Annotated in this window: 12 protein-coding genes; all 12 read left to right on the top strand. The window is 37.0% G+C overall.

What is annotated here, in order from left to right:
- Window positions 1-12: 12 nt before the first annotated feature.
- The 12 genes from nrfD to ASE74_RS01675 all read left to right on the top strand — a co-directional run bounded on the left by nrfD (window position 13) and on the right by ASE74_RS01675 (window position 11,502).
- Window positions 13-1,485 carry an NrfD/PsrC family molybdoenzyme membrane anchor subunit gene (nrfD, locus tag ASE74_RS01730; protein WP_055903281.1) on the top strand — a complete coding sequence of 491 codons (1,473 nt, stop codon included), beginning with the start codon at window positions 13-15 and terminating at the stop codon, window positions 1,483-1,485.
- Between the two features lie 2 nt (window positions 1,486-1,487).
- Window positions 1,488-2,024 (top strand): DUF3341 domain-containing protein, encoded by a 537-nt coding sequence (locus ASE74_RS01725; protein WP_055903280.1) that lies wholly within the window; start codon window positions 1,488-1,490, stop codon window positions 2,022-2,024.
- Window positions 1,996-2,601: a cytochrome c gene (locus ASE74_RS01720; RefSeq protein ID WP_055903279.1), complete on the top strand. Its 606-nt coding sequence runs from the start codon at window positions 1,996-1,998 to the stop codon at window positions 2,599-2,601. The genes ASE74_RS01725 and ASE74_RS01720 overlap by 29 nt, the downstream gene beginning before the upstream one ends.
- A 16-nt stretch (window positions 2,602-2,617) precedes the next feature.
- Window positions 2,618-3,841 (top strand): hypothetical protein, encoded by a 1,224-nt coding sequence (locus tag ASE74_RS01715; RefSeq protein ID WP_055903278.1) that lies wholly within the window; start codon window positions 2,618-2,620, stop codon window positions 3,839-3,841.
- Between the two features lie 69 nt (window positions 3,842-3,910).
- Window positions 3,911-5,143, top strand: a complete 1,233-nt coding sequence (locus ASE74_RS01710) for a cytochrome c oxidase subunit II (RefSeq protein ID WP_055903277.1) — start codon at window positions 3,911-3,913, stop codon at window positions 5,141-5,143.
- Window positions 5,144-5,259: 116 nt separating this feature from the next.
- Complete coding sequence (locus ASE74_RS01705; protein WP_055903276.1) at window positions 5,260-7,047, top strand: cbb3-type cytochrome c oxidase subunit I; 1,788 nt, start codon at window positions 5,260-5,262, stop codon at window positions 7,045-7,047.
- Window positions 7,048-7,128: 81 nt separating this feature from the next.
- Window positions 7,129-8,187: a heme A synthase gene (locus tag ASE74_RS01700; protein ID WP_055903275.1), complete on the top strand. Its 1,059-nt coding sequence runs from the start codon at window positions 7,129-7,131 to the stop codon at window positions 8,185-8,187.
- Between the two features lie 12 nt (window positions 8,188-8,199).
- A complete protein-coding gene (cyoE, locus tag ASE74_RS01695) occupies window positions 8,200-9,108 on the top strand; it encodes a heme o synthase (protein WP_055903274.1) in 909 nt (302 codons plus the stop codon).
- 24 nt (window positions 9,109-9,132) lie between these two features.
- Entirely contained in the window at window positions 9,133-9,690 is a 558-nt protein-coding gene (locus ASE74_RS01690) for a cytochrome c oxidase subunit 3 (RefSeq protein ID WP_235525984.1), read from the top strand.
- A 31-nt stretch (window positions 9,691-9,721) separates the two neighbouring features.
- Window positions 9,722-10,429 carry a cytochrome c oxidase subunit 3 gene (locus tag ASE74_RS01685; RefSeq protein ID WP_055903272.1) on the top strand — a complete coding sequence of 236 codons (708 nt, stop codon included), beginning with the start codon at window positions 9,722-9,724 and terminating at the stop codon, window positions 10,427-10,429.
- A gap of 24 nt (window positions 10,430-10,453) precedes the next feature.
- Window positions 10,454-10,807 carry a cytochrome C oxidase subunit IV family protein gene (locus ASE74_RS01680; RefSeq protein WP_055903271.1) on the top strand — a complete coding sequence of 118 codons (354 nt, stop codon included), beginning with the start codon at window positions 10,454-10,456 and terminating at the stop codon, window positions 10,805-10,807.
- Window positions 10,807-11,502, top strand: coding sequence for an SCO family protein (locus ASE74_RS01675; RefSeq protein ID WP_055903270.1), 696 nt, complete (start codon window positions 10,807-10,809; stop codon window positions 11,500-11,502). Before ASE74_RS01680 ends, ASE74_RS01675 begins: the two co-directional genes overlap by 1 nt.
- Window positions 11,503-11,528 lie beyond the last annotated feature (26 nt).

The raw sequence follows: 11,528 nt of genomic DNA, 5'->3' as shown, positions 1-11,528 counted from the left end.
AAAATACAAATTATGTCAGGACATAACGAATCAATACTTAGAGAACCATTAATTACCGGAGATAACATCACGTATGCAAAAATTACGGATGATATTTTAGGCCCGGTAGAGAACAAGCCAAACAAGGCTTGGTGGATTGGTTTCACCTTTGCTTCATTAGGTGCTTTACTTTGGGTGGTAGCTGTAAGCTATACCTTTTGGAACGGTATCGGTGCATGGGGATTAAATAAAACAGTAGGTTGGGCATGGGATATCACCGGTTTCGTATGGTGGGTAGGTATCGGTCACGCTGGAACACTAATTTCAGCCGTACTATTACTTTTCCGTCAAAACTGGCGTAACTCAATTAACCGTTCTGCAGAGGCGATGACAATCTTTGCGGTTATTTGTGCAGCTACTTATGTAGTATCGCACATGGGCCGCCCTTGGTTAGCTTATTGGGTTTTACCATTACCGAATCAGTTCGGATCATTATGGGTAAACTTTAACTCACCATTGGTTTGGGATATGTTTGCAATCTCAACTTATTTCTCTGTATCATTATTATTCTGGTACACAGGTTTATTACCAGATATTGCTACCATCCGCGACCGTGCAGTAGGTACACGTAGAAAAATTTATTCTATCTTCTCTTTCGGTTGGAGTGGAAGTGTTAAAACATGGCAACGTTTCGAAGCGGTGTCGTTAATCTTAGCAGGTATTTCTACACCACTGGTACTTTCGGTACACACCATTGTATCAATGGACTTTGCAACATCGGTTATACCAGGATGGCATACTACAATCTTCCCTCCATACTTTGTGGCAGGGGCGATCTTCTCAGGCTTTGCGATGGTGTTAACCTTATTATTGGTTGCACGTAAAGTATTGGGTTTAGAAAACTACATCACCATGTTCCACATTGAGTCGATGAATAAAATCATCATCTTAACAGGATCAATCGTAGGTGTGGCTTATTTAACAGAGTTTTTCATCGCATGGTATTCAGGTTCTGAGTACGAGCAATATGCATTTATCAACAGATCAACAGGTCCGTACTGGTGGGCATACTGGATGATGATGACCTGTAACGTAATTTCACCACAGCTGTTATGGTTTAAGAAAATCCGTTTAAGCATCCGTGCTACCTGGATTTTATCAATCGTGGTAAACGTAGGGATGTGGTTTGAGCGTTTCGTAATTATCGTTACTTCATTACACCGTGATTATATTCCATCAAGTTGGGCAATGTTTTATCCAACATGGGTTGATGTAAGTGTATTCGTTGGTTCAATTGGTTTATTCTTTACTTTATTCTTATTGTTCTTAAGGGTATTGCCATCAATCGCTATTGCAGAGGTTAAATTATTATTGAAAACTGCAAGTGAGCAAGCCAAAATGAAACAGATTAAGGAAGGGCATGAGAATAAAGAATACGTTGCTGAATACGTAGAGTCTTTAGAGAAATTTGATAGTGTTAAACAAGAAGATTACGCAAAAATATAACAATGAGTGATATCAAATATATTTTAGGCAGTTTCGGTGATCCTGACGAAATGATGCATGGCATCGAAAAACTTCAGGAAAATAACATCAGTATCCATGATGTATATACTCCAATGCCTATACACGGAATAGAAGCCAAATTAGGAATTAAAAGATCTAGAATCGATATCGCAGCATTTTGCTTTGGTATTACCGGTACTTGCTGTGCATTCGCTTTGATTTATTTCTGCGCAGTAATCGATTGGAGAGTAAACATAGGTGGTAAACCATCATTTGCATTGCCGGATTTTATTCCGATAATGTTCGAGCTTACAGTATTATTCTGTGCTTTCGGTATGGTGTTAACCTATTATGCATCCACTCACTTATTTCCAGGAAGAGCACCACGTGTGATGGATTTAAGAGCTACTGATGACCGTTTTGTGATTGCAGTTGATGCAAAAGACAATTTGGAACATACTGTAATTGATGGATTATTAAAAGATGCAGGTGCTTTAGAAATAAAGTATAATGAAAGGAAGTACATTAGCTATGAATAAGAATAAATTTGTTTACACGGCGTTTTTAGCTATCGCTTTTGCAGCTACCTTTTCAGCTTGTAAAGATAAACGCAGTACTGGCTTAGAATATGCCAGAAACATGTATGATCCGATTGCTTACAATCCGGATCAGCCAAATAAGAATTTTAAAGATGGTAAAACTGCACAGTTGCCACCTGCACATACTAAACCTGTAGGTTTTAATGAGTATGATGAATTTCCTAATACCAAAGAGGGATATGAAGCAGCAGGTGTAAGCATGGTTAACCCTTTACCAGTTGATACTGTTAATTTGGCTCAAGGACAACACTTGTTCAAAGTTTTCTGTAGCCCTTGCCACGGAGAAAAAGGCGATGGACAAGGACACTTGGTTAAAATTGAGAAATTTAGTGGTGTACCTTCTTACTTCTCAGGAAGTTCGTCAAGAGGTGGAGAAATGAAAGCACTTACTGCCGGTAAAATTTACCACACCATTACATACGGTGTAAATAACATGGGTTCGCATGCTTCACAAATTACTCCGACAGATCGTTGGAAAGTAGTGATGTATGTTCAGGAATTACAAAAACAACAATAAGTAAAGCAGAATATAAATGGGAACTCACAATATTAATTTTAGTGAACAGTTTGAGTTTACAGGTAAAGTAAAAACATTGAGTATAGTTGGCATCATTTTAGGTGCTTTAGCTATCGGTTATGGCTTCTTTGCTGGTGATAAAGTGATGCACGAGCGTACTTTTGCCAACCTGTTGCTTATGGCATATTACTTTGCATGCGTATGTATGTCTGGTACATTTTTCCTGGCTGTTCAATATGTAGCTCAAGCAGGTTGGTCTGCATCAATTTTACGTGTACCTCAAGCTATGGCAAAAACATTGCCTATTGCAGCTGTAATACTTATTGTAGTAATTTCGGCAGGTTTGTACACACACAATTTATATCACCACTGGCATGCTGATGGATTAACAGATCCGAACAGTGCTAATTATGATTCTATCATTGCAGGTAAATCAGTATTCTTGAATGTACCTTTCTTTTTAGGTCGCCAGGTAGTATTTTTAGGTGTATATAGCATCTTTTCAATCATGTTTGTTAAGTTTTCTTATAATGAAGATTTAGCAGGAGGTTTAAATTCTTACAGAAAAAGCTTTAAAAATGCTTGTATTTTCTTGGTAATTTATGGTTTTACAACTCCTATTTTTGCTTTCGATACAGTAATGTCATTAGAAGCACACTGGTTCTCAACTATGTTTGGTTGGTATAACTTCGCAGCAATGTGGGTAAGCAGTTTAGCTACTATCGCAATTATCATCATCTTATTAAGAAGAGCGGGTTACATGCAATGGGTTAACAATAGCCATTTGCATAACTTAGGTCAGTTTATTTTCGGATTCTCTATCTTTTGGACATATGTATGGTTTGCTCAGTTTTTATTGATCTATTATGCGAACATGCCCGAAGAAACTATATACTTCTACAAACGTTTTGAATATTACAAATTCTGGTTTTTCTTAAACCTTGCAATGAATTTCTTAGCGCCGGTATTGTTGTTAATGGATAGGGATAACAAAAGAACAGATGTGAAATTATTATTCGTTTCTATCGTGGTATTGTTAGGTCACTGGGTAGATTACTACCAAATGATTATGCCAGGAGCGGTAGAAGATGGTCATAATGGTTTTGGTATTATTGAAATTGGTACTGCAATAGGTTTCGTAGGATTGTTTACCTTTACAGTATTAACATCACTGAGCAAAAAACCTTTAATTGCAAAGAATCACCCATTATTACAAGAAAGTTTGCATCATCAACTATAGTGGTGACAGGATAGAGCAAATATTTAATTATTATTATAATTAGCAGTACAGCGTACTACTTTTAAGAAAATGAGTTTAAGAAAGTTTATAACGAATAAAACGACCGCAGCTTTAGCAGTACTGATTACTGTTTTTGCAAACACTAGCGTATTTGCGCAAGATGCAGCAGCAGGTGCTGCCGCGGCACCGAAAGTTGATATGGGCGAGGTTTATAAATCTGTGATATTTTATATTCTGGTTTTCCTTGCCGTATGCTTATTCATTGCAATTATTGGTAAAGCAATAAGAGTTTATGAATTGAGCCGTGAGGCACAAGGTAAACCTGTAGGTATTAACTGGAACAGAATCCATGCAAGCTTATTTGCACTGTTTCTGGTAATCGGTTTATATGGTGTATATTGGGAATATACGGTGCACGGCGCAATGTTACTTCCAGCTGCAGCATCAGAGCATGGAAAGAAAATAGATGAGATGTTTAATTTAACGTTAATCATCACCACAATTGTGTTTGTGGTTACACACATCTTATTATTCGGATTTTCTTATATCTACAAATACTCAGCTAAAAGAAAAGCTTACTACTATCCACATAACAATACAATCGAAAAAATCTGGACAATTGTTCCGGCTTTGGTATTAACCGTATTGGTATTGATGGGTTTCTTAACCTGGAGATCGATTTTCTTCAAAGTTGAAGATCCAAACCACAAGCCATTACAAATTGAAGTAACCTCAGAACAGTTTAAATGGTCTATCCGCTATCCTGGAGCTGATGGTGTTGTGGGTAACAAAAATTACAAATTAACAACGCCAACCAATCCATTGGGTATCGATTTTAAAGATTTAAACTCCCGTGATGATGAGATGGCTGATGAGATGGTTCTTCCGGTTGGAAAGCCAATTAAGTTAATCTTAACCAGTAAAGATGTAATTCATAGTTTTTATATGCCTCATTTCAGGGTTCAGTTAAATACTGTACCAGGTATGAGAACAATTTTTGAGTTTACACCTACTAAAACTACTGCTGAAATGCAGCAGGAAACTAACGACCCTAACTTTAAGTACCTTTTCTTATGTGCTAAAATTTGTGGAGCCGGTCACTACAACATGCAGAAAGTTGTACGTGTAGTTTCTGAAGCCGAGTATAAAACTTGGATTGCTGAGCAGAAAACATACTTAAATGATGATTTAAGAAAACAATTTAATTTGCCAGTGGCACCTGCGCCTGTAAAATCAGTAGCAGATTCAGCAGCTAAAGATTCAGCAGCTGTAAAAACTAACCAAATGGCTTTAAATAAATAATATTAAGCAGGAGCGAACGAATTATGTCAACAATAGCATTACACGACGAACACAATCACGATCACGCTGATCATGGGCATCATAAAGAGACTTTGATTTCAAAGTACATCTTTAGTATGGATCATAAAATGATTGCTAAGCAATTTTTGATTACCGGTATTATTATGGCGGTAATAGCAATGGGCTTATCAATTTTATTCCGTATTCAATTGGCCTGGCCAGATAAAAATTTCCCTTTCTTAGAAACATTTCTAGGTAAATGGGCAGAAGGTGGCCGTATTAAACCAGATTTTTACCTTGCTTTGGTTACCATTCATGGTACCATCATGGTATTCTTTGTACTTACTGCCGGGTTAAGTGGTACTTTTAGTAACTTACTGATTCCACTTCAGATTGGCGCCAGAGATATGGCTTCGCCATTCCTAAACATGCTTTCATACTGGTTTTTCTTTATGGCTTGTGTGATCATGATGTCATCATTCTTTATTCAAACAGGGCCGGCATCCGGTGGTTGGACGGTTTATCCGCCATTATCGGTAGTAGCGAAGGCAATGCCTGGATCAGGAATGGGTATGACACTTTGGTTGGTAAGTATGGTACTTTTCGTAGCATCATCTTTAATGGGTGGTATCAACTACGTTAGTACAATCTTAAACATGCGTACTAAAGGTATGGACCTTTGGAAAATGCCTTTAACGATCTGGGCTTTCTTCTTAACCGCTATTTTAGGTATCTTATCTTTCCCTGTTCTTGTAGCTGGGGTAGTTTTAATGGTATTCGACCGTAGTTTTGGAACAAGTTTCTATTTGTCAGATATCGTAATGGGAACTGATATTTTACCGAATGAAGGTGGTTCTCCAATTTTATGGCAGCATTTATTCTGGTTCTTAGGTCACCCTGAGGTATATATTGTAATTATGCCAGCGTTGGGTATTTCATCTGAGGTTATCTCAGTAAACTCACGTAAACCAATCTTTGGTTACCATGCAATGGTTTACTCTTTAATCGGTATTACCGTACTATCGTTTATTGTATGGGGTCACCATATGTTTGTAACCGGTATGAACCCATTATTAGGTGGTGTTTTCATGATTACAACATTAATCATCGCTGTGCCGTCAGCAGTAAAAACCTTTAACTATTTAGCAACATTATGGCGTGGTAACATCCGTTTTACGCCTGCAATGTTATTCGCTATCGGTTTGGTTTCATTCTTTATCTCTGGTGGTTTAACTGGTATCTTTTTAGGAAACGCATCTTTGGATATTAACTTACACGATACTTATTTTGTTGTTGCCCACTTCCACTTGGTAATGGGATCTGCAGCAATCTTTGGTATGCTTGCAGGTGTTTATCACTGGTTCCCTAAAATGTTCGGTAGAATGATGAATGCTAAACTAGGATACTTACACTTCTGGTTAACTTTCATTGCAGCTTACCTGGTATTTTTCCCGCTTCACTTCTTAGGTTTAGATGGTGTACCTCGTCGTTACTATGCATTTACTGAGTTCGAATTTATGAAGAAATGGTTAACAGTTAACGTTTTTGTAACATGGGCAGCTATAATGGCCGCACTTGCTCAGGTAGCGTTTTTGTTTAACTTCTTCTACTCAATATTTAAAGGAAAAGTAGCTCCTCAAAATCCTTGGGAATCTAATACATTAGAATGGACTGCACCAGTAGAACACCTACATGGTAACTGGCCAGGAGAAATTCCAACTGTTTACAGATGGCCATATGATTATAGCAAACCAGGACATGATGCGGACTTTATTCCTCAAACTGTTCCTTTTTCTCAAACCATGAGCTCTAATTTACCTCACGATTTTGAAGGAAATGCTGAAGCAGAAAAAATACAGCAAGACTGGGAACTAGCTAACCCTGTTGAAGAAAACAAGGGCTAGTTTAAGCTTAAAAACAATTTTAAAAGGGGTATCTGATTAAGTTTCTGCTTATCCGGATACCCTTTTCATCTTAATAGATATATGGTCAGCAGATCAGAACAACGTTTCATTCGAATTAACCTTATCACCATCATCGTTACGCTGTTGGTTATACTTGCCGGTGGTATTGTACGCAGTACAGGTTCAGGCATGGGCTGTCCGGATTGGCCGAAATGTTTCGATCGTTATATTCCGCCAACCGATGTATCTCAGCTTCCTGCCAACTATAAAGAGAAATATGTGGCTGGTAGGTTAAAAAAGAATGAAAAGTTTGCCAAGTATCTGGAAAGCATGGGCAAAGTTGCCTTAGCTGATAGTATTAGGCACGATAAGAGTATAACCATACCTGAAGAATTTAATCCGGCTAAAACCTGGACAGAATATTTAAACCGATTGGCTGGAGTGGCTGCAGGGATATTCCTGTTTTTAACGGTTGTGTACTCATTTACCTACCGTAAAACAGCAAAACGGATCATTGTACTGAGTATCTTGAATCTTTTTGTTGTGGGGTATCAGGCTTGGTTGGGTTCAATAGTGGTATCAACCAATTTGGCACAATGGGTAGTTACGGTACACATGCTTTTGGCATTGGTTATTTTGGCAATCTCCATTTACACTTATAATTATGCGAAGCAGTTAAATAAGGCACCTTCGGTAATTATGTATCGGATAGCCTGGTTAAAAGGTTTTTTATTCTTTACTCTTGTGATCAGTCTTATTCAGATTATATTAGGTACTGATGTGAGAGAAGCGGTAGATGTGATTGCAAAATCGCTCGGTTATGGCAATAAAGCTAGCTGGATTTCAAAAGTGGGTGAAGTATTCACCTATCATCGTGATCTGGCGATATTGGTGATTGTGAGTAACGCTGTAGTTTACAAAATGGTAATCGACCGTTTTAGTGGTAAAGCAGCACCGTTGTTAACGGCCAGATTTATATTAATTACGCTTCTCATACAATTATTAAGTGGTTTAGCATTGGCTTACATTGCTTTTCCGCCAGCAGCTCAAGCACTACATATTTTGTTCTCTACGCTGTTATTTAGTTTACAGTTTTATCTGTACCTGTTGGTTTACCGAACAAGCACTTATAAACAATAATATTTAAGAAAATTGAAGCAATATCTTTCAGATTTTTCTAAACTTATCAAATTCAGACTATCGTTCACGGTAGTGTTTTCTGCATCGATTTCTTTTTTAATCGGTCAGAAAATGCAGGTTGGAAGAGGTTATATTCCTAATATTGACTGGGGAAACTGGTTAATACTTATTGCAGGAGGATTTTTGGTTACGGCAGCGGCAAACTGTTTTAACGAGATTATAGAAAAAGATCTGGATAAATTAATGGCGAGAACCAAAGATCGTCCTATGCCCGCTGGCAGAATGACTACCGGTCAAGGATTGATTCTAGGGATTTTCATGGCATTTTTAGGTACATGGCTCTTGGGTAAATTAAATCTCGAAACAGGTTTGTTATCTGTATTTTCAATTCTATTATATGCCTTTGCGTATACGCCATTGAAGAGAAAATCGCCTATTGCAGTATTTGTAGGTGCAATTCCTGGAGCTTTGCCACCACTAATCGGTTATTTGGCCGCATTTGGCAGTTTAAAAGCAGAAATGTTCCATGAAATTGATTACTATATTGCTGGAATTTTATTCCTGATCCAATTTGTCTGGCAGTTTCCACACTTTTGGGCAATTGCATGGGTTTTGGATGATGATTATAAAAAAGCAGGTTTTAGGTTATTGCCAACAAAAAAAAGAGATAAAACATCAGCATTGCTTACTTTTTTAAGCACGTTGATTTTGATTCCGGTAAGTTTATTACCAACTATTTATGGATTTGGTGGTTATTATATTGCTGGTTTATCTTTAATTGCAGGATTTATATTTAGCTGGCTTGCTTTTAAACTTTTAATGAACAGAGAAATGGTTGATGCCAGGAAAGTGATGTTCTGTTCATTTTTTTACATCCCGGCCGTACAGTTGGGTTTATTATTAAATTTTATAGCAAAATAATTTATGGTGCTAACAATGGAAAAGATGCAGGATACGTTTGACCCAAAACCAAGGAAGTTTATTGTTTGGTTATTTGTCGTATCATCTACAATTATGTTTGGTGGTTTTACCAGTTATTATCTGGTGTTTGCCGCCTCAAAAGGAAAAGGGCATGGTTTGGTTTTACCAGATGCCTTTATTTATTCAAGTTTGGTAATTATTGCCAGTAGCATTACTTTGGTACTTGCTTCAAGAGCTTTAAAGAAATTAAACTTTAGCTTGCAACGCAATTTGCTTTGGGTTACGGTAATATTAGCCGTTATTTTTGGTGTAATGCAGTTTAATGCCTGGGGCAGTATGGTGCGCACAGGTGCAACCCTGGTAGGAAACAACGCCGCAATATCATTTATATATGTGGTTTCGGGCATGCACCTTTTGCACATTTTAGGCGGTGTTGGCCTTATTATTAATGCTTTAGCAGGAAGTTACAAAAGCTTACCTGTTGCGAAAGTCCAATATAGAATGGAAATTGCTTCTATTTTTTGGCATTTTATAGATATATTATGGATATATCTGTATGTTTTTTTACTTTTGAACCGTTAAATTTGTTAACAAACTATTATACTATTTCCAAATGAATGCAGTATCACAATTAGATCAAGTTAAAACCGGACCATGGAATGGTGGTCGTTCTCCGTGGTCGGTAGAATATGGTAAAATCATGATGTGGTTTTTCCTTTTATCAGATGCTTTTACCTTTTCATCTTTATTGATCTACTACGGCGCTCAGCGTTTTTCTAAATTAACATGGCCAGCTCCAGATAAGGTTTTCCAATCCATTCCTGGTATTGCAGAACATGGCGCTCCATTAGTTTTCGTAGGTATCATGACTTTTATTTTGATCATGAGTTCGGTAACTATGGTATTGGCTGTAGAAGCAGGACATCGCCGGGCTAAAAAAGAAGTTATCGGCTGGATGATCGCAACTATTATTGGTGGTTTCATGTTCTTAGGCTGTCAGGCAATTGAGTGGACGCACTTGTTTCACGAAGGTTTTGGCTGGGGTAAAATTCCTCCGTTAAAAACATTAGAGCACTTATTTAATGGTGAAGTATCATTAGTTTCGGCACAGCAGTTTGCAAACTTATTCTTTACCATTACAGGTTTCCACGGTTTTCACGTTTTCAGTGGAGTAATCATTAACATCATCATTTTGATCATGACGATTAATGGTACTTTCGAAAAAAGAGGCCATTACCTAATGGTTGAAAAAGTTGGTTTATACTGGCACTTTGTAGATTTAGTATGGGTGTTTGTATTTACATTCTTCTATTTGGTTTAATTTATCATATATAAAAATATTATCATGTCAGAGCACACACATTCAACAGAAGAACACGGTCACGAAGAACATGCAGGTTTATCGAAAGGTAAAATCTGGAAAGTTTTCGGAATCCTTTTGTTAATCACCGTTATTGAGTTTATCATTGCGTTGGTATTAATTCCGAAAGGAGTTATGACACAGCACATCGGTAACTACATTTATATTGGTTTAACATTGTTAAAAGCATTTTATATTGTAGCCTATTTTATGCACTTAAAATATGAGAAATTAGGCTTACAGTTGGCATTAACAGTTTCATTTATTTTCATTATTTACTTTATTGTTTTAATGTTAACAGAAGGTGGATTCCTAAACATCCACATGATGAATCATTAATGAAAAGAAGCCCTATAAAAAAGGTAATAATCCTGGTAAGCATTTTAGCTATACCGGGATTTTTGTTTTTTTACTTATTGCCACATTTCGCAAAAAACAGGTATAAAAGTTTACCCATTTTTGGAAAAAAGATTGTTGCATCAACATTCCACAGTGTAAAGGGTAAGAAAATACCTGATACCATTTACCATAAGGTGCCTGATTTTAAACTTGTCAATCAGCAAAATGATACCATCAGCTGGAAATCATTGGAGAATAAAATTGTTGTGCTAAATTTATTCTATACTGCGGCTGGCAGTCAGCAAACGATTAAATACATTAAGCAATTATCCGATGGTTATGAGCAAAAGCCTTTGGTTAAGTTTTTAAGTTTATCTGTAGATCCTGAAGATCAACATAAAATAAAAGATTTCGCTGCTAAATTTAAAGCTAAAGAAGGCAAGTGGGAATTTTTGGCTGGTGATACAACGCAAACCTATCCTTTGATTAGAAAAGGTTTATTACTCGATGCTATAGCCGATCATACAAAAGACAATACCAACTTCATATTTAGCAATAAGATTGTTCTAATCGACAATTTACACCGTATACGTGGTATTTACGAAGCTGATGATGCTGGTGCCAATGCCAAACTTGAGGATGAAATAAAAGTGCTCATTGCAGAGTATTTAAGAAATGTTAAAGATGGCAGGTAATTCTTATTTCCTAAATCTTAAGTCAT

Origin of the sequence: Pedobacter sp. Leaf216 (assembly GCF_001421515.1) — a bacterium.
In the GTDB taxonomy this organism is placed as follows: Bacteria; Bacteroidota; Bacteroidia; order Sphingobacteriales; family Sphingobacteriaceae; genus Pedobacter.
Note: the sequence above shows the minus strand (reverse complement) of the source record. Positions and strands in the feature narration are given on the sequence as shown.

Bases quoted from the DNA above. Each gene is read 5' to 3' on its own strand.
- nrfD (WP_055903281.1), top strand. From the start codon at position 13: ATGTCAGGACATAACGAATCAATACTTAGAGAACCATTAATTACCGGA.
- ASE74_RS01725 (WP_055903280.1), top strand. From the start codon at position 1,488: ATGAGTGATATCAAATATATTTTAGGCAGTTTCGGTGATCCTGACGAA.
- ASE74_RS01720 (WP_055903279.1), top strand. From the start codon at position 1,996: ATGAAAGGAAGTACATTAGCTATGAATAAGAATAAATTTGTTTACACG.
- ASE74_RS01715 (WP_055903278.1), top strand. From the start codon at position 2,618: ATGGGAACTCACAATATTAATTTTAGTGAACAGTTTGAGTTTACAGGT.
- ASE74_RS01710 (WP_055903277.1), top strand. From the start codon at position 3,911: ATGAGTTTAAGAAAGTTTATAACGAATAAAACGACCGCAGCTTTAGCA.
- ASE74_RS01705 (WP_055903276.1), top strand. From the start codon at position 5,260: ATGGATCATAAAATGATTGCTAAGCAATTTTTGATTACCGGTATTATT.
- ASE74_RS01700 (WP_055903275.1), top strand. From the start codon at position 7,129: ATGGTCAGCAGATCAGAACAACGTTTCATTCGAATTAACCTTATCACC.
- ASE74_RS01690 (WP_235525984.1), top strand. From the start codon at position 9,133: ATGCAGGATACGTTTGACCCAAAACCAAGGAAGTTTATTGTTTGGTTA.
- ASE74_RS01685 (WP_055903272.1), top strand. From the start codon at position 9,722: ATGAATGCAGTATCACAATTAGATCAAGTTAAAACCGGACCATGGAAT.
- ASE74_RS01680 (WP_055903271.1), top strand. From the start codon at position 10,454: ATGTCAGAGCACACACATTCAACAGAAGAACACGGTCACGAAGAACAT.
- ASE74_RS01675 (WP_055903270.1), top strand. From the start codon at position 10,807: ATGAAAAGAAGCCCTATAAAAAAGGTAATAATCCTGGTAAGCATTTTA.